The following is a 20,514-nucleotide window of genomic DNA, read 5'->3' as shown; positions in this document are numbered from 1 at the left end:
TTAGATTAGGGGTGAGAAATTTATGTACATGACTATAAAGGAAATTATCGATGCAGCTAATCAAAGGAAAAAGCCAATTTATGAATTAGCAATCGAGCAGGAAATCGAGCAAACTAAAACTTCTTATGAAGAAGTTTGGAAGAAAATGGAAAGAAATTTAGTGACTATGGAGAATGCTGTAAAGAAAAGCGCTGAGGGCAACGGAGTTTTTTCTCCGACTGGTTTATCCGGAGGGGATGCTGTTAAAATAAAACAATATCGTGAAAGTGGAAAAACCCTTTCTGGAGATTTGATGATGCTTGGGGTCCAAAACGCTATCGGAGTTAATGAAGTAAATGCGTCGATGGGAGTTATTTGTGCAACTCCAACTGCAGGTGCAAGTGGGACAATCCCGGGAGTACTGTTTAGTATTCAAGATAGTTTACAGTTAAGTCATGAAGACAAGGTTCATTTTCTATTCACTTCAGCTTTATTAGGAATGATAGTAGCAAATAATGCTTGTATTTCCGGAGCCTTCGGAGGATGTCAAGCTGAAGTAGGTAGTGCCTCAGCAATGGCAGCAGCAGCAGCAGTAGAAGCTGCCGGAGGAACACCTCAGCAATCTTCTGACGCTTTCTCAACTGCACTGCAAAATTTACTCGGTTTAGTTTGTGATCCGGTTGCAGGCTTGGTAGAAGTTCCTTGTGTAAAGAGAAATGCTATTGGAACGGCTAATGCCTTAGTAGCAGCGGATATTGCATTAGCGGGCGTAACCAACATCATCAATGCTGATGAAGTAATTGAAGCGATGTTCATAGTAGGAAGACAGATGCCTCGCGAATTAAGAGAGACAGGTTTAGGCGGAATTGCAGCCACCCCCACAGGAATTGCTATTAAAAACAAAATTTTCGAAGAAAAGGTTACTAGAAAATAAGATTAAAATATAAATATAGTAAAAAAATTATAATAATTATATTGAAATGTAAGAGCTAATAGCTCAAAATAAGATTACAAACTATACTTTGTGAAAAAGATAACAATTGTTAAGACCCATTCTCCAATGCTCTTGCAAGGATGAGAGGAGTGTAAATCGATATCTATCATTGCTATATAATGTAATATATTAAATTAATTGGTTTTGTAAACGCAAACAACTTAAGATTTGATCTTTACAGCAGTATGTCTATTGTTGCTACAAAAAGGTTCATCCTGGAAGCAATCTGGAGTGAATCTGCTTTTTTAAAGGAGAGGAAATGATAAAGTAGTTAACCAGTATACAAAGGAGGAATTATCATATGAATGGGAATACAGCGGAAAAACTTGAATTTACTGCTGAAGATACTACAGGGAAAATCGAAAAATATCCAGATCCTAAAAAGTGGCACAAGCAAGATACCACCTGGGCATTGGGCCTTTTTGGAACAGCAATTGGAGCAGGCGTACTCTTTTTACCTATTAATGCGGGAGCAGGAGGTTTATTATCATTATTGTTAATTACAATACTTGCATTCCCTGTCATGTACTACTCGCATAGGGCGCTTGCTAAAATGATATACGCTTCCAATTCTGCTGATGAAGGGATTACAGGTACGATAAGAGAGTATTTCGGTAATAAGGCAAGTATAATATTTAACATCGTATTTTTCTTATCGATTTATATTATCGTGCTGATGTATTCGGTTGCACTAACAAATACTGCAAGCAGTTTTATCGTGAATCAATTGCACATGAATGAGCCGCCAAGAGCCATTTTATCGCTTGTATTAGTACTCGGTCTTATAGCTATACTGAATTTTGGTCAAGATATTACTGTAAAGGTAATGAGTATGCTAGTATATCCTTTTATAGCTTCGCTGCTTTTTATCTCAATATCTTTAATTCCACAGTGGAATACATCGATGCTTAGTTTTTCAAGTGTTTCTACTGCTCCAACAGGAGTAGGAGGATACTTCAATATGATATGGTTGATTTTGCCGATTATCGTATTTTCGTTTAATCATTCTCCTATGATATCGTCATTTGTTATGAAACAGAGACAAACTTATGGAATACAAGCTACTGACGCCAAATGTTCTCAAATACAAAAAGTTTGTTATATCATGACTTTCATAGTTGTTATGTTCTTTGTTTGGAGCAGTGTCTTGAGTTTGACTCCAGATGATCTTGTAATGGCAAAAGAACAGAATTTATCAATACTTTCATACCTTGCCAATCGGCTTAATTCGCCTCTAATCGCGATTGCAGCTCCTATTATTGCGTTTGTGGCCGTAACAAAGTCCTTTCTTGGCCATTATGTAGGAGTATACGAGGTAATGCGTGACATGATTATCTCGGCCGGTAAATCGCGCGGAAAAGACCTAAAAGAAAAAACAGTTAAGAGAGCGATTCTTGTTTTTGTAGTATTAACATGCTGGTATGCCGCTTATGCAAATCCAAGCATTCTTGGAATTATAGATACTCTCAGCGGACCGCTAGTTGCTGCTATTTTGTGTCTCTTGCCAATGTATGCGATCAATAAAGTTCCTGCACTAGCTAAATACAAAGGAAAACTTAGCAATGTTTTTGTCACTGTTGTGGGCATTCTCACTGTCCTAGCAAGTTTGAAAGCATTATTCTAATTTAATATCTTTAGAGCTTGATCAGGTGGCTTGTCATTGCCATCTAAGAAAGCTCTCTTATTATTTGATTTGTCGATTCATTCGTGATTTCAATCATGAGATGAATCGGGGCTTTAACCTAGTCGCATGAATATTCCGTCTTAGCTGGAGTTTTTCAGTTGTACTCGTTCATGCTACTGGGTAAGGGAATAACTTAGACAAGAGGCTCTGCCCAAGCTGACTTTGGAGCCTCTTTTACATTTTTCCGAACGGACTGATAAATTGGTTAATTAAATGAACAAATGTTGAGTCAATCAGTTCTATTGGCAACTATATTCATAGAAAGGAGGATTACCAACGATGAAGAATAAGAATTTTACGGAATATGATCGGGCGATATTGCAATCCTATTACTCCATCGTGGAAGGCTTGGCCGATTATTTGGGAGATGCCAGCGAGATTGTACTGCATAGCTTGGAAGACTATCAAAATACCGTCATCAAAATCGCGAACGGGCATCATACGGGCAGAGAATTAGGAGTCCCGATTACGAATATGGCCTTGCAGATGTTGAGTGAGATTAAGTGCTCTGAAGCAAAGCAAGCGATCAGTTATTTTACCAAAAGCAAGAACAACCGCTCAATGAAATCAAGTATGATAGCCATTCGTGGTGAAGCTGGCAAAATTATTGGTTTTATGTGCATTAACATAAACTTGGATGAATCGTTTTCTGGATTTCTTCAAACTTTTTTACCGCAAGCGGGTCTTGAAATAAGAGCACAGGAGGAGAATTTTGCATCATCCATTGAGGATATGATTCTTGAAATGATAGAGCTGACGATTGAAGCGGTGGATGCTTCTCCTGACATATCGCATGCAAATCGAAATAAGCACATTATCGGTCTTTTGTATGATCGGGGAGTGTTTAATATGAGAGATGCGGCTACTATCGTGGCAAATATGTTGAAAATTTCGAAACATACCGTTTATTTGCATTTGCGCAATCATACTCCCAAAAACGAGAAGGAAACCTGAAAACCGGTAAACAAGGCTTATGACCTTCGTCTACCGGTTTTTGTTGATTGGTGCTTGTGTCACAATCAGTACAAAGCAACATGATATAATGATAGCGACAGATATTATGGTTATTGTAGGAGATGATATCATTGGATACCAAATGGGAATATCGAACGATGAAGTATAAGACAGGCGGGTTTCTGGGCGGTAAGGTCGATGAAGATGGCTTCGAGCAAATGCTGAATGAGGCGGGGTACGAAGGATGGGAGTTAGTGTCCTGCTTCGACACAAGCACCACCAATGGTCAGTCCAGAGATATCATTGCAGTATTCAAGCGCAAAGTTTATTTATAAGGTACATACTGGCCCAGTACTGGATTCTCATTCAATCCCGTTCTGGGCCTGCTAGTAGAATCCAGCCTAACGTTCATTGGAGGGGGAGAAAATGGAACAAGCACCTTTAAGAAATGGCATTGAATGCTTGGCAGGTCTTGCATCTCGATGAGAAGCTTACATACAAAATTATTGGTATCGTTGGCGTGAAACGCACTGATTGCAAGGAGGAGCTCTTTGAAATGGTTAGCAAAAAGAGAGTTCAACATTTCTCATACTGGCATCAATAAGATTGAGCAGGTTCGGATCGGTGGAACCGAACAAAGGTCTTCCTATCCTGCTTATGCTCCATGGCGGTTCTGGTCTGCCATGGTTGGTTCGGCAAATCGCGCGCTATCAAGAGTATGAGTATGGATTTGGATAATATGGCCTCACAGCGAGTGGCAAGCAATCTTGGGATGGCTGTCGAAAAAGAGCTCGTTAAGAACGATCAGTGCAGAGATATGCTCAAAAATTATCTGTATACCGTGAAGAAATAGTATTTTTATATCAAAATCATCGTTGAAGATTGAAGATTGAAGATTGAAGATGAGGTGTTTTGTTGAAAAAATTCACTTGCTGCATCGAGTCAGAACTGCTCGTTATTAGACCGCTTGAAGGTGAAGACTATTCCGCTTGGCTAGCTGGGTATGAAAATAGGATGCCGGCACAACATAAATATGATGATGGCAAAGTTGAGATGAGCAGATACACCGAAGAATGGTTTCGACTCGAGATAGACAATCATCAAAGATTGGCTTCCGAAGATAAACTATATTTTTTCGGCATCTTTCGAAAAGAAGACAACGCCCATGTAGGGGCCATCGATTTTTCTACGCTATTGCGGGATGATTTTCAATGGGCTAGATTAGGTTATATGATTCATAATCAATACTGGAGAAGGGGTTATGGAAAAGAGGCTGTAGCTGCAGCAATCACTTTTGCGTTTGACAAACTTAATTACCATCGCATTGAGGCGCATATTAACCTGGAGAATACTCCTTCAATCAAATGTGCAGAAGGGGTTGGAATGAAGTTTGAGTGTATCCGAAAAGGTTTCATTTATGAGAATGACGCGTGGACAGATCATCTCATCTACTACGTAAATGCAAATTAGACCCTAACAGCCAGCTTTTCTTATCGGAGGAAGGATGGCTTTTTTCGTCTTTACAACGCATGGTATTTTTAGGATAATGGCCGCACTCCATTTGGGAATAAATGTTCATATTTGGCAAGCCTACAATGTAATTGCTGTATATGAAGCTTTGGGTGTTCAGGGGATTCCGGTTGTTAATGATCTTGAGGGTTTAGATGTGAAGTATTTCTCTCTTGATGAGCCGATTCCAGATTTGAATCCATTCTAATGAGATGTATTTGCGCAAGGCGGGATATATTCAGAAGTGGTAATAGAAGAATAGACCAAAGGAACAAGGAGGTAGAGCATGAGCGTGCGTCATTCTAAGTTAGCATGGGGGATAGCGCTTATTTTGCTTATTACAAACTTGATCACGATAGGATGTCTTATGACAGAGAAAGAGAAAGAGAAAGAAAAAGAGGCGGTTGTACAGCCAACGATGGATGTGTTTGAGTTAGAGGGGCAGTCAGAGCACTGGCAGCTTCGTCATTATCAGGTAATGCGAACGCCCAATTCGATACGAAGGGGATCAGCTACATTGACTTACTTGGGTGACACCAAGGATATTAAGGATTCCTCATCGTTCTATATTGAATATTACGAGAAGCACGGGGAGCGCGAAGAGGGGGTTCTTACGAGTGGAATGCTAGCTACGAACGGCAGAGTGCATATCTTATCGGAATTGGATCACTTGGGCTCCATTCAAAGGAAGCCCACTGAATTCGAGCGGAGCATGACGAAGGATGACTTCGCTGGCAGTTATGTCAAATTTCGCTGGTCGGATAGTTATGGTGAGGAGCATGTTGAACTGATCGAGTTGGAAGTGAACAATCATACTACATTCAAATAAGTGAGTGATCGTTGTTGTTTACAATGAGCGGGTGTATGAAGTCAGGAGGTATCGGTGATAAACAGGCAACAAGAATAGATTTATAAATAGTACGTGAACTACTAGATCATATGAAGGAGATCAGCGATGTTATACCATTTTAGTGAAGACTCAACCATTTCCACATTTGTACCGCGTCCAGCCAAACAATCGCATATTCCGCCGGCAGTATGGGCGATAAATGAGGAAAATGCGGTTCACTATTATTTGCCCCGAGATTGTCCTAGAGTCATTTATGCAAAATCGGACCAGATGAGTACGGAAGATGAAGCGAGATTCTTTGGTCACACAGTAGCAAACAAAATTATCGTAGTTGAGAATGACTGGCTTGAGCAGATAAGCAATACCACGATCTATAAATATACGTTTGAAGATTCTACCTTTCAGTTATTAGATGCGAATGCTGGATACTATATTTCGGAACGAACGGTCGAGCCCATTCAGATAGAGCCGATGACTAATCTCATTCAGCACATCGTACGAGCTGGGGTGGAATTGCGGTTTACACCGAATTTGCATCCTATTTGCAGTGCAGTACTCGCATCTACAATTGATGCTTTCTCTATGATTCGGTTTCATCATGCCAAGCCATTAGGCGCTGAATAACGTACAGGATATGCTCCTGATACATAAGGCTATGTTATGATTGGGGGGACGGGTACCAGGTGAAATGGTTGTTGCGCACGCTGCCAGCCTTACTGCATGTTATCGCAAGTCTTCAATACATCAGATTTATGGTTTTGGCTGACGAGAATTCGCTCGGTTCCGTACTTATGTATGGCTTTATTATAGTAACGGCAATCACAGCGTCAGTTACCATGCTCGTGTCAAAGGGACAATGGAGGCAGTTTCTAATCTCATCAGTTGCTTATATCGTTTGGTTTATCGTATGGATGGTTGGACTCCAACTGATTATCAATCTTAACGTTGTGAATGCCCCTGAAGACGATCCGGCATTAGGCATGCTGATACTTTTTGTCGGGTTGCCGCTGTCGCTAATCAGCCTAGTTTTTGGAACGATAACTGGAATCATGCTCGTGCAGCTTCGAACGCAAATCAGGTTGTTTCGCCAATAGATGATTTGGCTCGAACTTGCTATCATTACAACTATTACAGAACATCAGGAGAAACAATATGCTAATCTACAATATCTGTTATATTCAACGCGGAAACGAGGTTCTGCTGCTTAATCGAGAGAAGCCGAGCTGGATGGGGTGCTGGAACGGCATCGGCGGCAAGCTGGAAACGGGTGAATCTCCTCGTGAATCAATGGAGCGCGAATTAGCGGAGGAAACGGGGATTACGCCCAAGGATTTGACATTCAAGGGTATCGTCAGTTGGATGGTGGACAGGACGAGGTTTGGTGGTATGTATTTGTACGCAGCAAGCGTGGAAGAGAGCTTTACCTATGATACGCCGATGAAAACAGATGAAGGAATTTTGGATTGGAAACGAGTAGACTGGATTATGGATGTTCATAATCAAGGAGTCGCCTCTAATATGCCTCAAGTTCTTCAGGGTATGAAAAGCGATATGCATTGCTACGACTATCACTGCATATTTGAAAAAGGGAAGCTGCTGAACATGATTGCAATTCAGATTGATCCTGCATTGGAATGGGATGAGGTACAGCGAGAGGTGTATTTGGAGAAATATGCAGTTATGATCCATTCCTCATAAACATGAAGTGAAAAGAGGTCGTTATTATCCAACTGCTAAACGTTGGAGTGATACGAGATAAATAAAGCCAAAGGCACTGCGGTAAGGGTGTCGTTGGCTATATTTTTTATCTCCAGCATCGATGTAACGAACTTGATTTCCACGCAGTCAAGTTTCCATGATCAAAATCGCTAAGAAAGGTAAGCAGCTCTCTCCAAAACATCTCGGATGCACTCGCATCTGCAACGGTATTGCCCCCATAAGCAATATTCTTGCTTTGTCGGGCCGTTGTAGGAAAGAAAGGCGGCATATGAGGTCATGCTTTCCCTGTGTTTATTTTAAGCCATATTTATACCTGATGCTTGGTATGTGTATGACAGCAGTCGTAAATATTAGTAGAGTGGCGAGGAGATAAATGGCTAAAGGAGATGAGCTTGCATGAACGCATCGAATATCAATCCGTTTCTGATGTTTTTCGGGAATGCAGATGAGGCAATCAAGCACTATACTTCCATATTTCAACCTTCTGAGGTGATAAGCATTGTACGACATGGAGATGCAATGCCTAATTTGGACGAAGCTGATAAGGATAAGGTGCTGCACGCCATGTTCTCATTGAAAGGGCAGGTGTTCATGTGCATTGATAGCCTGGACAAGCAGCATCGCCATGAGTTTACGCCGGCTTTTTCCTTGTTCGTGACATGCGATTCGGAAGAAGAAATTGATCGAGTATTTCGGGAGTTGTCTGAGGAAGGACAAGTGTTGATGCCGCTTGAGGCCTCGTCTTGGAGCGCTAAGTTTGCTTGGGTACAGGACAAGTTCGGTGTATCGTGGCAGTTGAATCTGGCGAATACATAATTTGCAATTGCATGAGAAAGGAAGAGGAGCGGACTCTTGAATGTCAATCATCGTCTTCCAGGAGAGCTGCTCCTTTTTCGATTTGTATGGGTTCTTTTGCTTAGGCTATCCTTTGTTAAACTGAATATTGTTCACGATCTCTAGGAGCTGACGAAGTCCATGCTCGATGCGATCTTCAGGCACATTCGTCACATTGATTTTCAACAAATTGCTTGCCGGGAATGAAGCTAAGTAATGCTTTTCGATCGATTCGAGATGAATCGATTTCTTTTTTGCATCCGAAATAAGCCGCTGCACAGGCAGTCTGTCATGCAGTTCCAGATGGGTATGCACCGTTAGACGGGATGAAGCGCTTGGGAATGTGAAATGTTCATGCTGCTGCCGGGATAAATCACGCAGTACGGTCTGCAGGAGCTGTGACCTTTTGGCATACGAGGTTCGTATTTTCTCGCGATGATGCTCGAACATGCCGCTCTTCAAGTAGATTTCGAGCGCGCCCTGCGACAGCATGGAGCTGTCAATATCCTGGGTTCGTTTATAGCGATTAAACGTCTGGATCAGTGTATCCGGAATAACAGCCACCCCGATGCGAAGCCCTGGGAAAATAATTTTCGAGTAGCTCTTCAAGTAAATGACATGCTTAGATTCATCGTATGCAAATAAAGGGTCGGACTTCGAATTATGCTCCAGATCGGCCAGATAATCATCCTCGACGATATATACGTCGTATTTGCGTGCGAGGGCAGAGATTCGCTTCTTTTCTTCGGTTCGGTAGGAAGAGCCCAGCGGATTATGGAATCTTGGGATCGTATAAAAAAACTTGATGCTTTCCGTACAGAAAATTCGTTCCAGCTCGTCCATATCGATGCCTTGTTCCGTTCGGCGAATGCCCATTACAGGAAGCTGATGCGTTTGCAGATGTTCGACCAACAGATGATAACAAGGCTGTTCAATAAGAATCATCCTTTTTTGGTTCGGGAAAGGCATGGTACAGAGTATGGAGAGGGCCTGCTGCACCCCTGATACAATAAAGATGTTCGACAACTGTGTAAATACCTGATAATTGGCTAGATGACGCTGCATCAACGCAAGCAGAGAGGGCAGTCCCTGCGATGTCCCATAGATGAATAGATCATTTTTGTAGGTGTCGATCGCTTTATTGATACAGTGCTGAAAGTCCAAGTATGGGAACACGCCTGGGTCAGGCGCGGCGGATACAAAATCAATGAGCCCTTGTTTCGTGTCATCTGTTTGATTTCGTCCCCGAACCACATAATAGCCGCTCTTCGCTACCGAATAGATGAGATGTCTCTCCTCCAAATCATGCAGTGCCCGAATGATGGTACTCTTATTGACCCCATATTGAATGGCGAGCTCGCGAATGGAAGGGAGCTTATCCCCATCCTTGAAGGTGAGCTTCTCCAGATTGTGCTCCAGTTCCTGAATCACCTGCTCATATTTATACATGAATGATCCGTTCACCTCAATTCTGTACCGGTACAGATGATATTTTCCTTGATTGTAGCATAACGCTGCAGCGATTAACATGATTGTAGGTTCTCAATAATCAATTGCTTGCAAGCAAGGAAAAGAGGGATTGATCATGAATCATTCTGCTGTGAGAAAAGCGTATATCGCCGCCATACTAAATACACTGATTATTGGATTTTCCTTTGTGTTTGTAAAAATCGCACTGCAAAGCGTAAACTCGCTAGACATGCTTGCCTATCGATTTACGGCATCCTTTGCGGCCATCATGATCTTGGTTCTTTTGGGAAAAGTAAAGCTGAACCTATGTTGGAAGGAAGTTGCCACAATTGTCCCGCTGGCAGTTCTCTACCCAGGATTGTTTTTTGCCTTTCAAACGTTCGGGCTCGTCACCGTATCCGCTTCGGAGGCTGGGATTATTCAGGCGGCTGTGCCGATATTCACCATGATATTCGCATCGTATTGGCTGAAGGAACATTCCACATGGCAGCAGAAAATTGCACTGCTTCTGTCGGTCTCGGGACTTGTTTATATCTTTGCGATGAAAGGTGTTAACGTTGGAAATACAAGCTTATCAGGCATCTTGCTCGTCTTCTTGTCTGTGCTCTCCTTAGCGGGATACAATGTTGCCGCACGTAAGAGAACGCGCATATACGGAGTTATGGATGTAACCTTCATCATGACTTCCTTTGGATTCGTGCTCTTTAATTCGATGGCGATCTTCCAGCATATTGCCGCAGGAACGACATGGAACGTGTTGCAGCCGTTGACCGATTCGATGTTCTTGCTCTCTATTCTCTACTTGGGCGTACTGTCCTCCTTGATGACCGCATACTTGACGAACTATGCGCTGTCGAAGCTAGAAGCTGTAAAGGTGAGTGTTTTTACACAATTAGGGACGTTGGTGACGATGGGGGCTGGCGTTATCATTTTGCACGAAAGTTTGCAGCTATATCATCTAATTGGAGCTGGGCTTATTATCGTAGGCGTACTTGGTGTGAACATTCCGCTTCGTCAGCGTGAACGTGCCGGCACAATTAAGAAGCAGGCATAAGATAGACACTATAACGATCGATGGGAGTAAAGCAAAAAAAGCACCGAACCGGGTGCTTTTTTGCATGTTACAATGATGACGGTTAGGTTTATTTGATCGTGAAATTGACTCCATACATAGACAGTTTGCATTTTGCTGCGACCCGCTGTGAGGAGAGATTGTCACAGAACGTACTGTACAATGGGGCCGCATTCATCTTCCGAACAGCCTGCGCCCAGCCGACAACTGCTTCTGATGCATATCCCTTGCCACGAAATGCTTCTAGTGTCTCAAGACCTGCCTCATGAGCTTGGAGACAAATACGGACACTGCGGCAAATCGAGACCAGTTTGTTATCGACTGCAATCCCGATACAAGGTTGAGCATACTCGATTTCCGAGAGCAGCCATTTAAATCCGCTATAATCCCAATCTGTTATATTATCCTTCGTGATGCTAGTCGTCTGTAAAACAGGCATCGATATAGGGGGAACATAATAACAAGGCCCCATCGTATAATGGTCGGACTGAAGGAGATCCATATAAGCCTCACAATGCTTGGGTCGTGTATGAATATCGGTAATGACAGGCTCATCCGCACATAATTGTTCCAGCTTTTCAACCAATACGCCGGAAACGTCGTAGCGGAATCTCCATATCGCCGCTCCATCAATCGTTCGCCCTAGGAAAAAGCGCGGAGCCGTACTTTCACCAGGCCATGGTTCGTTAATCGTTCGAAGCCGCATAAGATCATCATGCGTAAACATGACTCCCGCGTGTATGTTCATAAGCTTATACTGTTGCGGCTCTCCTGAACTCTTATTTGTTATTTCCATAACTTAACCTCCGAATATATGGTTTCGTATTCCTCCTTTACCACATCCAATGAGATATCGATCTTGTCATTATAGCGTGATGTCATCAAGAGGATGAAGAAGCAAAAGAAGCAATCCGTATCTAAGGCAGGGATATCCTGTACTGAAATATACCTTGATGTACCTGTTCTTCCTTGATATGATATCAGAAATTGGCAGATAAGTGCGATACGACATTAGAGAGGACGTGATTCCATTGGCTTATTTGCATGGAGATCGCATCACATTACGAGAATATCGAAGAGAAGATTATGATTGGATTCGGAAATGGGCGAATGATTCGGACATTACAAATTCATTAAGTGATATCTTTTTGTACCCGCATACAGAACAAGATACAGAAGCCTTCTTGGATATGATGATTGACGGGGCGTCCAAGTCGAGGGGCTTTGTTATAGCTGATAAACAAACGCTTGCCTATATCGGTCAAATTGATTTGCATCATATCGACTGGAAGAACCGATCAGCAGTGCTCGGCGTCGTAATTGGACGTAAAGATTTGCTTGGAGTCGGCTATGGCAAGGAAGCGATTCAACTAATGAAGGGCTTTGTGTTCGAGTCATTAAATATGAACCGCCTTGAGCTTGAGGTATACGAATTCAATGAACGAGCCCATCGCTGTTATGTAAACTGCGGCTTCAAGGAGGAAGGCAGACTGCGTCAGAAAATGTACAAGGACGGCAAGTATTGGGATGTCATTGTAATGAGTATCTTGAAGGAAGAGTATGAAGGTCAAAATGAGTGAGCTTTTCTTTTGCGGGAGTGTATATAAATGAAGGTGCAAGGATTAAATCATCTATGCTTCTCTGTATCTAATTTGGATCGCTCCATTGCATTTTATGAACATATATTCGGGGCGAAGCTGTTAGTCAAAGGACGCAAGCTTGCCTATTTTGGATTAAATGGCTTATGGATTGCGTTAAATGAAGAGCGAGATGTCCCTCGCTATGACATACAACCTACCTATACCCATATTGCATTCACAATCAATGAGCGAGAATTTGATGAAATGAGGGCAAGACTAGTACAATATGGCGCCAGATTGCTGCCTGGCAGAGAACGAGACGAGCGGGATAAGCAGTCTATATATTTTGCGGACCCGGATGGACATCGCTTCGAATTCCATACCGGACAATTGAATGATCGTCTGAATTATTATAAGGAGACGATGCCGCATATGACTTTTTTTGATGAATGACCTATTACTTGCTAATTTGGTAAATAATGGATCTCATTGCGATAATTTGCTAGGATCTAATGCATGAAGGCTGTGGGCTATGCAAACCGATGAAAAGAAGAGATAGGGAGTGATGGTTCGATGAGAACAATGAAGACCTTTCTACTCATGTTGGCTGAATTGCTGCTTGGAATGTATTACGGTATTTGTCGCAAAGGAGAACATTTCGATAAGAAGACGGCTCATTTGAGTGGCTATCGTTACCTAGCATTCGTGATGGCTCTTCTGTTGACACTTCTTCTTCTCACGATTTGTCTCTATCCCTTTATCCAGTAGTGCAATTCATAAAGGGGGAGGAATGAATCTGTCATGAAGCTGCGATCTGAAATTGCAGATATATTGGAACAATATGTCCAATTGATTCATGCGTACAAGCAGGATTGGCTGGAAGGGCTTTATATTTATGGATCTATTGCGTTAGGCGATTATTCGTTAGCATTGAGCGATATTGATTTTATTGCGATTACACGCGCTCGACTCCATGAAGAAGAGATAAGCAAGCTTAACGATATTCATGCACAAGTAAACCGGTTCTCAGCTCGTCCCAATATGAACGGTATTTATATCACATGGGACGATATAGGGAAGCTGCCGAAGGATGTTGCGCCTTTTCCTTACTATTGCGACGGCAAAATGAAGCAGTCTGGCTACTTCGAGTTGAATCTTGTCACATGGTACGAACTGAAGCAGCATGGAATTGCAATTCTTGGGCCGCCAGTCTCTGAGTTGGATATTGCCTTCGATATGGACGCTTTCTTGAATGAAATGCATGAAAACTTGAATCGTTATTGGGCTCGTTGGATACGAAGCTCTAAGCCTTTTTACTCTATTAAGGGCTTGATGCTGCTGAACCGAGCGCAGATAGCTTGGGGGGTGCTCGGGGTAACAAGGCAATGGTATACCTTCCGTGAACGAGCCATCACAAGTAAAGCAGGGGCAGGCGAATACGCATTGCTGCATGTTCCTGAATGCTGGCATCCCATTTTGCAAGAGTCGATCAATCAACGAAAGGGTGTCAGGGAATCGTTGTATGCGTCGAAGTGGAAGAGGAAGCGCGATGCTTTGGCTTATATGGATTACATAACCAAAGAATGCAATCAATTCGTTGCTTCGTTATCCTTGCAAAAATGAGTATAGATTTGATCTCTCGAGGAGGAAGATCGAATCTTTTTTATTTTATCTATGATAATCATTATCAATACTATATAATGACATAGATTGCTTATGATTATACTGACATAGAGAAATGAGGGAATCGTTTGCTGCGAAGGTTTTTCTCCTATTATCGTCCGTATATGGGACTGTTCTTTTTGGACTTCACCTGTGCGGTATTCGTTGCATTGCTTGAGCTCGGCTTCCCGCTGGCGGTCAATCAAGTCGTGGACAAGCTGCTGCCAACGGGAAATTGGACATGGATTGTATGGGCTTGCGTAGGCTTGCTCGTTATTTATGGAATTAATATGGTGCTGCACTTTGTCGTCACGTATTGGGGGCATATGCTCGGCATTAACATTGAAACGGATATGCGCAAGAAAATGTTCGAGCACCTGCAGAAGCTGTCTTTCCGCTTCTTCGACAATAATAAGACAGGACAATTGATGTCCCGCATGTCAAATGATCTGCTAGAGATCGGCGAGGTAGCTCACCATGGGCCAGAGGATTTATTCATCGCAATTATGACGCTGCTCGGCGCATTCGGTCTCATGCTCGGCTTGAATTGGAAGCTGGCTGTATTGACATTTATCGTCGTGCCGATATTGTGCTCGATTACCGTTTACTTCAATAAGAAGATGATGGGGACATTCCGCCGTTTGATGACTGACCTTGCGGATTTCAATGCGCGCGTTGAAGACAGCATTGGCGGTGTTCGCGTTGTTCAAGCATTTGCGAATGAGGCGCATGAGAAGGAATTGTTCGCTGAGAACAATGGCCGCTTCCGCAATACGAAGCTGATGTCCTATCGCATCATGGCGTGGAATACGTCAATCAGCTATATTTTGATGCGCATTGTCACCGTGTTTGTACTGTTATGCGGTACGTGGTTCGTTATTCAGAAGGAACTATCGTATGGCGAATTTCTTGCATTTATTTTGCTGACGAATGTATTCCTCGGACCCATTCAGAAAATTAATACCGTAATCGAAAGCTATCCAAAGGGAATCGCTGGCTTCAAGCGGTATGTAGAAATTATCGACACCGAGCCAGACGTGAAGGATAAGCCGGATGCAGTTGATGTGGGCATGCTGCTCGGCAATATCCGATTCCATGATGTAACATTCGGCTATGAACAGGAGCGTCCCGTTCTGCGGGACATCAATGTTGCCATCAACGCTGGAGAAACGGTAGCCTTCGTCGGACCATCCGGCTCAGGCAAGACAACGCTTTGCAGCTTGCTGCCAAGGTTCTATGATGTTCTGGAAGGCAGCATTACCGTGGATGGCATTGATATTCGCGATATGAAGCTGCAATCGCTGCGCAAGCAGATTGGTATCGTGCAGCAGGATGTGTTCTTGTTTTCGGGCACCATTCGCGAAAATATTTCCTATGGGCGTCTCGGCGCATCAGATCAGGATATTTGGGCAGCGTCTCGGCGCGCTCGATTGGACGAGTTTATTCGTGAACAGCCAGAAGGGATGGAGACTGTAATAGGTGAACGCGGCGTGAAGCTGTCGGGCGGTCAGAAGCAGCGTCTCGCTATTGCAAGAATGTTCTTGAAAAACCCGCCGATTTTAATTTTGGACGAGGCGACTTCAGCGCTTGATACAGAAACGGAAGCAGCTATCCAGCAATCTTTGGCAGAACTGTCGGAAGGTCGGACGACACTCGTTATTGCGCATCGGCTGGCAACGATTAAAAATGCCGACCGCATTGTCGTCGTCACGGACAAGGGAATTGTAGAGCAGGGCGGTCATGACGAACTGCTAGCCGTAGGTGGCTTGTACAGCCGATTGCACAAGGCGCAATTCAGAGAATAGCATCTGCATGATGTGCTGAGCAGCTTGCTTGGCCAACTCGTACGGTAAAATAAATTAGATTTTGGAGCCTGATTCACGCATGTTTGCGTTCGAGTCAGGCTTTTTTGTTCGAATGAAGCACATTGGCCTTCTTGTAGGTGGGGGCGGATGTTTTGCAATGATAATAATAGTACCTTGACTGTCATAGTACTTTGATCTATATTGTTATTGAGGAGGTGATCCTTGCATGAATGCGAAGCTTTCTTCCGATTTGCTGCGCGGACATACGGATACAATTATTTTGAAGCTGCTGATGAGCGGAGATAAGTACGGTTATGAAATTTGCAAGCTGGTGCACACTGGATCAAACGGACTATACGAGCTGAAGGAAGCCACGATGTATTCCAGTCTGAAGCGGCTGGAGCAGGAAGGAAACATTACTTCCTATTGGGGGGACGAGACGCATGGCGGTAGACGGAAGTATTACCGCATTACAGACAAAGGACGCGTCACGTATGCAGACAATAAGCAGAATTGGGAATATGCGAAGAAAATACTAGATATTTTGATATAAGAAAGGTGGAATATGCAATGGATGAGCGATTAAGACGATACCTGGATAGTGTCTTTTCACCCTATGAAGATTTGAAGCAGATCCAGGAACTGAAGGAAGAGCTGTTGTATGATTTACAGGAGAAGCTGAGCGATTTGAAGAAGGAGGGCTATGACGACGAGGCAGCCTATCTTCTCACGATAGAATCAATAGGTGAGATTTCTGAACTCATTGAGAGCATTAATTCGCAAACGGTCAAGCTGCAGCAGAAGGTTGGGATGGACTTTTCGAAAAGCAATTTGCAAAATTCCGATTTCACCTCTACTTCTGTACATGATGGACAGTTCAATTACAGCAATTTGCAGGGCTCGGACTTTAGTTATTCGGATTTAACAAACAGTTCTTTCAAGTGCAGCAGCTTGGATCAGGTTAACTTTACAGGAGCAAATTTATCAGGTGCGCAAATTGTGAAGTCAAGCGTGAGAAAGGCGATTTTCACAGATTGTATTTTCGAGAATACCGTTTTCAAGTCCTCTGATTTCTCTGGCGTCAGCTTTGACAACTTGACATTCAATGGGGTTGTGTTTGATTATGCTGGCTTGCGAAAGACAACATTCCGTAATGCGGTATTCAACAATGTTTCGTTTAAAACAGATGTAAAGAAGACGATTTTCGACGGGGCCACGATGGATAAGCTGACTTATGCGCTTCTGAAGAGCAATAAGGCTGATTTGAGCAATGTAACGGTACGCTAAGAAGCATATTGCGCGTATTGCATGTATTGCACGCTGTGTAACGAGATACGTAATATGAACTTACCTGTAGCCATTAGGCACCGGGTAAGTTTTTCATTAGATCCGATTGTCGAACAGGGAAGGGGACAAGGTAACATCCATGAATCATTGGCTTGCAATTGATTATTTACAGCATGGCAATGCAGATCAGGTTGAAGTGTATCATTTGCTCCAAGAGCTTCGGATTATGGCGGTTCTAGAGCTGTACACGCCCGTTCTTATTGGTACGCTTCCCCTCTCTATTCACATACCAGGAAGTGATCTGGATATTGCCTGTGAGGTGTATGACTTCGCAGCATTTGAGGAGCTTGTGCGCGTTCATTTTGAACACTTTGAAGCGTTCGAATACGTACGACGAACGGTTAACGAAGTAGAAAGAGTGAAGGTGAATTTCTGCTGCGGCAAATGGCCTGTCGAAATTTTCGGACAACCGATTCCTGTAATCGAGCAAAATGGATTCCGACATATGGTTATCGAGGAATGCTTGCTGCGCAAATATGGCGATTCGTTTCGCCAGCAGATTATTGAATTAAAGCGGAACGGAATGAAAACGGAACCCGCCTTCGCGAAGCTTCTTCAGCTCGAAGGAGATCCCTATGAACAACTGCTGCTTATTGATTGTGATGAAAATCATAGACTTAAGGAGAGTTGACTTGCTAGAAAGAATACATATGTAACATTTGGCAAAAGGATATGGGGGGCGAAAATACAGCGATGAGTGGGATAACAGTTGCACCAGTAAATCAGGATTATATCATCGAGCAGGTGAAGGAAAAGTACAACTGCACAGTGCTGAAATGCGAGGGACGGCCAGTACTTGAATTCAAGTCCGAGCAAGAGCTGCATGAGATTACCGACTATGTGCATCACTATTTTCAAATGGATTTGATGGATGTTTTTTTCACCGCAATTGAAAGTATACAAGCCGATGAATAGGAGAGTTGACCAGGCAGCTCTTCTTTAATATGAAGATGTCTTGTGGTGTTAAAACATAGGAATTGATGCCATGTGGATTTTTTTTGTGATAAATGGCCGGATAGCAAAGTGTTTTGGTGTACAATAAGATATATTACGTCATTACGCAGCTATTGAGGTGTAGAAATATGATTATTTTGAAAAGTCAACAAGAAATCGATGCGATGCGTGAATCAGGAAGACTGCTTGCGCAGGTACATCAAGAGCTCGCTGGTATGATTAAGCCAGGCGTGACCACGCATGAAATTGATCAATTCGTGGAGCGCTATTTGCATAAGCATGGTGCAACACCGGAACAGAAGGGCTATCATGGGTTTCCGTTTGCGACATGTGCATCTGTGAATGATGTCATTTGTCACGGCTTTCCGAACAAAGAGCCTTTGAAGGACGGCGACATCGTAACGATTGATATGGTCGTCAATTTGAATGGAGCATTATCTGACTCGGCATGGAGCTATCGTGTTGGTCAAGTATCGGAGCAGGCAGACAAATTACTCACGGTTACAGAGAAATGCTTGTATCTTGGAATCGAGCAGGCTGTACCAGGCAACCGTCTTGGAGATGTCGGACATGCGATTCAATCCTATGCGGAATCGAACGGATTCTCCGTTGTTAGAGACTTTATCGGTCATGGCATTGGCAAGGATATGCACGAAGAGCCGCAAGTTCCGCACTATGGCTCTCCAAATCGCGGCATTCGCTTGAAGGAAGGCATGGTTATTACGATTGAACCGATGCTGAATACGGGACGCTACCATGTGAAGCTCGACAGTGATGGCTGGACTGCACGTACGGCTGATGGCGGATTGTCCGCGCAATATGAGCACACGATCGCCATTACAAAGGATGGCCCAGTTATTTTGACAACCTTATAAGCGGGAGCAACTGCGAGCAGTTGTTACACGCGTTACGTATGTGTACATGTGCAAGCGCCCTCTGGTGGAGATCATTCCATTTGAGGGTGCTTTATTTTTATATCCTGGTAAATGAATAGGTTGAAAGATTTGCCAGAGTGAATATAGAATGGATATATATGCCTATAGGGAAAGAGGAGAAGAACGAGATGATACATATACAAACCGTTGCACAAACTCAACTTGATGAGTTGGCGGAGTTATATACGGAGCTCGATCAAAGTGAGACGAACGTTGAAAGGCTGAAAGAACGATTTACGGCGCTGCAATCGAATCCAGACTATACATTCTTAGGTGCAGTAGATAATTCCGGCAAGCTGGTCGGTTCCGTAATGGGGATTCGCTGCTATGACTTAACAGGTCAATGTCGTCCGTTCATGGTGCTGGAAAATATGATCGTCAGTAAAAGCCATCATCGAAAAGGCATTGGACAAATACTCGTAGAAGCGATAGAGAAAATAGCTATAGAAAGCGATTGTCGCAGTGTCGTACTTTTATCAAGTGCGTGGAGAACGGATGCGCATCAATTTTATGAGAAGCTTGGATTTACGAAGGATGCGACATATGGCTTCATTAAGCCATTAAATAAGTGACGTAAGTTTAAGGCTATGAAAATTAGCTGTTAGAGGGAAAGTGTGCAATAAATCGTATCGAGCCAAACAATGGTATAGAAATTCATGTTCTGGATACGCTCGGTGAAGCAGATCCATCCTTGATACCATTGCTTATCTGCTTGGGTTGTCTGAATGCGGAAGAATTCCAAGTGCTCATCAGAAATGTGATGAAGGCATTACGGTGAATATTGATGCATAGTATGGAAGGACGATTTTGTTCATTCGTGCTTGCTGGTTCAAGAAAGGAGGACGATTACCGTTCCTTCTTTTCTTTTTGCCATCAATCGTTCACGGATTCCGCACATTGATCGGTTGATCTGGATAAGTTAGAAATGGTACAATATGTCATATATGAGAATTCTCTGGTGGTTTCCGGATGTTTGACTTTTTGAAATGCAAAAGTATCCTCTCGAAGCTGCAGAGGGTCGTGCTTGGAGTCGTTGTATGCTTGCTGGTCATGACGCTGCTTGAACTCCAGCTAATAGAAATGATGACCGTGCACTATGCTTCGACCGGAAGAATATCGGGGAATGGAATCTAGGATTACTAGCATTAGTCTTGGTCTTATACAAT

The 20,514-nt window shown here is 43.1% G+C and carries 29 protein-coding genes; 26 read left to right on the top strand and 3 right to left on the bottom strand.

What is annotated here, in order from left to right; genetic code table 11:
• Nucleotides 1–22: 22 nt before the first annotated feature.
• The 12 genes from sdaAA to PAV_RS21095 all read left to right on the top strand — a co-directional run bounded on the left by sdaAA (nt 23) and on the right by PAV_RS21095 (nt 7,668).
• Complete coding sequence (gene sdaAA, locus PAV_RS21140; RefSeq protein WP_005549692.1) at nt 23–913, top strand: L-serine ammonia-lyase, iron-sulfur-dependent, subunit alpha; 891 nt, start codon at nt 23–25, stop codon at nt 911–913.
• 361 nt (nt 914–1,274) lie between these two features.
• On the top strand, nt 1,275–2,597 hold the full coding sequence (locus PAV_RS21135) for an aromatic amino acid transport family protein (RefSeq protein ID WP_005549691.1): 1,323 nt from the start codon (nt 1,275–1,277) through the stop codon (nt 2,595–2,597).
• 339 nt (nt 2,598–2,936) lie between these two features.
• Entirely contained in the window at nt 2,937–3,611 is a 675-nt protein-coding gene (locus tag PAV_RS21130; protein WP_005549689.1) for a helix-turn-helix transcriptional regulator, read from the top strand.
• 131 nt (nt 3,612–3,742) lie between these two features.
• Entirely contained in the window at nt 3,743–3,946 is a 204-nt protein-coding gene (locus PAV_RS21125) for a DUF4177 domain-containing protein (RefSeq protein ID WP_005549687.1), read from the top strand.
• Nucleotides 3,947–4,162: 216 nt separating this feature from the next.
• On the top strand, nt 4,163–4,333 hold the full coding sequence (locus tag PAV_RS34835) for a hypothetical protein (protein ID WP_157267070.1): 171 nt from the start codon (nt 4,163–4,165) through the stop codon (nt 4,331–4,333).
• Nucleotides 4,334–4,335: 2 nt separating this feature from the next.
• Nucleotides 4,336–4,464, top strand: coding sequence for a hypothetical protein (locus tag PAV_RS36965; protein ID WP_268594685.1), 129 nt, complete (start codon nt 4,336–4,338; stop codon nt 4,462–4,464).
• A gap of 62 nt (nt 4,465–4,526) precedes the next feature.
• Complete coding sequence (locus PAV_RS21120) at nt 4,527–5,081, top strand: GNAT family N-acetyltransferase (protein ID WP_005549684.1); 555 nt, start codon at nt 4,527–4,529, stop codon at nt 5,079–5,081.
• Between the two features lie 34 nt (nt 5,082–5,115).
• Nucleotides 5,116–5,328 (top strand): NUDIX hydrolase, encoded by a 213-nt coding sequence (locus tag PAV_RS21115; protein ID WP_005549682.1) that lies wholly within the window; start codon nt 5,116–5,118, stop codon nt 5,326–5,328.
• 78 nt (nt 5,329–5,406) lie between these two features.
• On the top strand, nt 5,407–5,949 hold the full coding sequence (locus PAV_RS21110) for a hypothetical protein (protein ID WP_005549681.1): 543 nt from the start codon (nt 5,407–5,409) through the stop codon (nt 5,947–5,949).
• A 126-nt stretch (nt 5,950–6,075) separates the two neighbouring features.
• Nucleotides 6,076–6,594 (top strand): DUF6886 family protein, encoded by a 519-nt coding sequence (locus tag PAV_RS21105; RefSeq protein ID WP_005549679.1) that lies wholly within the window; start codon nt 6,076–6,078, stop codon nt 6,592–6,594.
• Nucleotides 6,595–6,653: 59 nt separating this feature from the next.
• Nucleotides 6,654–7,064, top strand: coding sequence for a hypothetical protein (locus PAV_RS21100; protein ID WP_005549675.1), 411 nt, complete (start codon nt 6,654–6,656; stop codon nt 7,062–7,064).
• A gap of 58 nt (nt 7,065–7,122) precedes the next feature.
• Nucleotides 7,123–7,668: an NUDIX hydrolase gene (locus PAV_RS21095; RefSeq protein ID WP_005549674.1), complete on the top strand. Its 546-nt coding sequence runs from the start codon at nt 7,123–7,125 to the stop codon at nt 7,666–7,668.
• Nucleotides 7,669–7,774: 106 nt separating this feature from the next.
• Here PAV_RS21095 and PAV_RS34830 read toward each other — a convergent pair whose 3' ends face one another.
• A complete protein-coding gene (locus PAV_RS34830) occupies nt 7,775–7,957 on the bottom strand; it encodes an acyl-CoA thioester hydrolase/BAAT C-terminal domain-containing protein (RefSeq protein ID WP_157267067.1) in 183 nt (60 codons plus the stop codon).
• A gap of 128 nt (nt 7,958–8,085) precedes the next feature.
• On the opposite strand from PAV_RS34830, the gene PAV_RS21090 reads away from it, so the two are divergent.
• Complete coding sequence (locus PAV_RS21090; RefSeq protein WP_005549673.1) at nt 8,086–8,505, top strand: VOC family protein; 420 nt, start codon at nt 8,086–8,088, stop codon at nt 8,503–8,505.
• Between the two features lie 105 nt (nt 8,506–8,610).
• Here the strand turns inward: PAV_RS21090 and PAV_RS21085 are convergent, their stop codons facing one another.
• Nucleotides 8,611–9,972: an aminotransferase-like domain-containing protein gene (locus tag PAV_RS21085; RefSeq protein WP_040736470.1), complete on the bottom strand. Its 1,362-nt coding sequence runs from the start codon at nt 9,970–9,972 to the stop codon at nt 8,611–8,613.
• 136 nt (nt 9,973–10,108) lie between these two features.
• On the opposite strand from PAV_RS21085, the gene PAV_RS21080 reads away from it, so the two are divergent.
• Nucleotides 10,109–11,047: a DMT family transporter gene (locus PAV_RS21080; RefSeq protein ID WP_005549671.1), complete on the top strand. Its 939-nt coding sequence runs from the start codon at nt 10,109–10,111 to the stop codon at nt 11,045–11,047.
• A gap of 88 nt (nt 11,048–11,135) precedes the next feature.
• On the opposite strand, the gene aac(2')-IIb is transcribed toward PAV_RS21080, so the two are convergent.
• Nucleotides 11,136–11,861 (bottom strand): kasugamycin N-acetyltransferase AAC(2')-IIb, encoded by a 726-nt coding sequence (aac(2')-IIb, locus tag PAV_RS21075; protein WP_005549670.1) that lies wholly within the window; start codon nt 11,859–11,861, stop codon nt 11,136–11,138.
• Between the two features lie 235 nt (nt 11,862–12,096).
• On the opposite strand from aac(2')-IIb, the gene PAV_RS21070 reads away from it, so the two are divergent.
• The 12 genes from PAV_RS21070 to PAV_RS34825 all read left to right on the top strand — a co-directional run bounded on the left by PAV_RS21070 (nt 12,097) and on the right by PAV_RS34825 (nt 20,482).
• A complete protein-coding gene (locus tag PAV_RS21070) occupies nt 12,097–12,645 on the top strand; it encodes a GNAT family N-acetyltransferase (protein ID WP_005549669.1) in 549 nt (182 codons plus the stop codon).
• A 27-nt stretch (nt 12,646–12,672) separates the two neighbouring features.
• Nucleotides 12,673–13,098: a metallothiol transferase FosB gene (gene fosB, locus PAV_RS21065; RefSeq protein WP_005549667.1), complete on the top strand. Its 426-nt coding sequence runs from the start codon at nt 12,673–12,675 to the stop codon at nt 13,096–13,098.
• 120 nt (nt 13,099–13,218) lie between these two features.
• Nucleotides 13,219–13,413 (top strand): hypothetical protein, encoded by a 195-nt coding sequence (locus PAV_RS21060; RefSeq protein ID WP_005549664.1) that lies wholly within the window; start codon nt 13,219–13,221, stop codon nt 13,411–13,413.
• A 33-nt stretch (nt 13,414–13,446) separates the two neighbouring features.
• Entirely contained in the window at nt 13,447–14,268 is an 822-nt protein-coding gene (locus PAV_RS21055) for a nucleotidyltransferase domain-containing protein (RefSeq protein WP_005549662.1), read from the top strand.
• Between the two features lie 128 nt (nt 14,269–14,396).
• Nucleotides 14,397–16,112 (top strand): ABC transporter ATP-binding protein, encoded by a 1,716-nt coding sequence (locus tag PAV_RS21050; protein WP_005549661.1) that lies wholly within the window; start codon nt 14,397–14,399, stop codon nt 16,110–16,112.
• A gap of 226 nt (nt 16,113–16,338) precedes the next feature.
• Nucleotides 16,339–16,665: a PadR family transcriptional regulator gene (locus PAV_RS21045; protein ID WP_005549659.1), complete on the top strand. Its 327-nt coding sequence runs from the start codon at nt 16,339–16,341 to the stop codon at nt 16,663–16,665.
• Nucleotides 16,666–16,682: 17 nt separating this feature from the next.
• On the top strand, nt 16,683–17,399 hold the full coding sequence (locus PAV_RS21040) for a pentapeptide repeat-containing protein (protein WP_005549657.1): 717 nt from the start codon (nt 16,683–16,685) through the stop codon (nt 17,397–17,399).
• 139 nt (nt 17,400–17,538) lie between these two features.
• Complete coding sequence (locus tag PAV_RS21035) at nt 17,539–18,090, top strand: DUF4269 domain-containing protein (protein WP_005549655.1); 552 nt, start codon at nt 17,539–17,541, stop codon at nt 18,088–18,090.
• A 62-nt stretch (nt 18,091–18,152) separates the two neighbouring features.
• A complete protein-coding gene (locus tag PAV_RS21030) occupies nt 18,153–18,374 on the top strand; it encodes a hypothetical protein (protein WP_040736372.1) in 222 nt (73 codons plus the stop codon).
• Between the two features lie 167 nt (nt 18,375–18,541).
• The gene (gene map, locus PAV_RS21025) at nt 18,542–19,288 is read left to right on the top strand and encodes a type I methionyl aminopeptidase (RefSeq protein ID WP_005549651.1); all 747 of its coding nucleotides are present in this window, start codon (nt 18,542–18,544) and stop codon (nt 19,286–19,288) included.
• A 188-nt stretch (nt 19,289–19,476) separates the two neighbouring features.
• The gene (locus PAV_RS21020) at nt 19,477–19,920 is read left to right on the top strand and encodes a GNAT family N-acetyltransferase (protein ID WP_005549649.1); all 444 of its coding nucleotides are present in this window, start codon (nt 19,477–19,479) and stop codon (nt 19,918–19,920) included.
• A gap of 397 nt (nt 19,921–20,317) precedes the next feature.
• Nucleotides 20,318–20,482 carry a hypothetical protein gene (locus PAV_RS34825; protein ID WP_005549647.1) on the top strand — a complete coding sequence of 55 codons (165 nt, stop codon included), beginning with the start codon at nt 20,318–20,320 and terminating at the stop codon, nt 20,480–20,482.
• Nucleotides 20,483–20,514 lie beyond the last annotated feature (32 nt).

Origin of the sequence: Paenibacillus alvei DSM 29 (genome assembly GCF_000293805.1) — a bacterium.
Classification (GTDB): Bacteria; Bacillota; Bacilli; order Paenibacillales; family Paenibacillaceae; genus Paenibacillus_B; species Paenibacillus_B alvei.
This window is presented reverse-complemented; position numbering and strand designations above follow the sequence as displayed.

Bases quoted from the DNA above. Each gene is read 5' to 3' on its own strand.
- sdaAA (WP_005549692.1), top strand. From the start codon at position 23: ATGTACATGACTATAAAGGAAATTATCGATGCAGCTAATCAAAGGAAA.
- PAV_RS21135 (WP_005549691.1), top strand. From the start codon at position 1,275: ATGAATGGGAATACAGCGGAAAAACTTGAATTTACTGCTGAAGATACT.
- PAV_RS21130 (WP_005549689.1), top strand. From the start codon at position 2,937: ATGAAGAATAAGAATTTTACGGAATATGATCGGGCGATATTGCAATCC.
- PAV_RS36965 (WP_268594685.1), top strand. From the start codon at position 4,336: ATGGATTTGGATAATATGGCCTCACAGCGAGTGGCAAGCAATCTTGGG.
- PAV_RS21115 (WP_005549682.1), top strand. From the start codon at position 5,116: ATGGCTTTTTTCGTCTTTACAACGCATGGTATTTTTAGGATAATGGCC.
- PAV_RS21110 (WP_005549681.1), top strand. From the start codon at position 5,407: ATGAGCGTGCGTCATTCTAAGTTAGCATGGGGGATAGCGCTTATTTTG.
- PAV_RS21105 (WP_005549679.1), top strand. From the start codon at position 6,076: ATGTTATACCATTTTAGTGAAGACTCAACCATTTCCACATTTGTACCG.
- PAV_RS21095 (WP_005549674.1), top strand. From the start codon at position 7,123: ATGCTAATCTACAATATCTGTTATATTCAACGCGGAAACGAGGTTCTG.
- PAV_RS34830 (WP_157267067.1), bottom strand. From the start codon at position 7,957: ATGCCGCCTTTCTTTCCTACAACGGCCCGACAAAGCAAGAATATTGCT.
- PAV_RS21090 (WP_005549673.1), top strand. From the start codon at position 8,086: ATGAACGCATCGAATATCAATCCGTTTCTGATGTTTTTCGGGAATGCA.
- PAV_RS21085 (WP_040736470.1), bottom strand. From the start codon at position 9,972: ATGTATAAATATGAGCAGGTGATTCAGGAACTGGAGCACAATCTGGAG.
- PAV_RS21080 (WP_005549671.1), top strand. From the start codon at position 10,109: ATGAATCATTCTGCTGTGAGAAAAGCGTATATCGCCGCCATACTAAAT.
- fosB (WP_005549667.1), top strand. From the start codon at position 12,673: ATGAAGGTGCAAGGATTAAATCATCTATGCTTCTCTGTATCTAATTTG.
- PAV_RS21060 (WP_005549664.1), top strand. From the start codon at position 13,219: ATGAGAACAATGAAGACCTTTCTACTCATGTTGGCTGAATTGCTGCTT.
- PAV_RS21055 (WP_005549662.1), top strand. From the start codon at position 13,447: ATGAAGCTGCGATCTGAAATTGCAGATATATTGGAACAATATGTCCAA.
- PAV_RS21045 (WP_005549659.1), top strand. From the start codon at position 16,339: ATGAATGCGAAGCTTTCTTCCGATTTGCTGCGCGGACATACGGATACA.
- PAV_RS21040 (WP_005549657.1), top strand. From the start codon at position 16,683: ATGGATGAGCGATTAAGACGATACCTGGATAGTGTCTTTTCACCCTAT.
- PAV_RS21035 (WP_005549655.1), top strand. From the start codon at position 17,539: ATGAATCATTGGCTTGCAATTGATTATTTACAGCATGGCAATGCAGAT.
- PAV_RS21030 (WP_040736372.1), top strand. From the start codon at position 18,153: ATGAGTGGGATAACAGTTGCACCAGTAAATCAGGATTATATCATCGAG.
- map (WP_005549651.1), top strand. From the start codon at position 18,542: ATGATTATTTTGAAAAGTCAACAAGAAATCGATGCGATGCGTGAATCA.
- PAV_RS21020 (WP_005549649.1), top strand. From the start codon at position 19,477: ATGATACATATACAAACCGTTGCACAAACTCAACTTGATGAGTTGGCG.
- PAV_RS34825 (WP_005549647.1), top strand. From the start codon at position 20,318: ATGTTTGACTTTTTGAAATGCAAAAGTATCCTCTCGAAGCTGCAGAGG.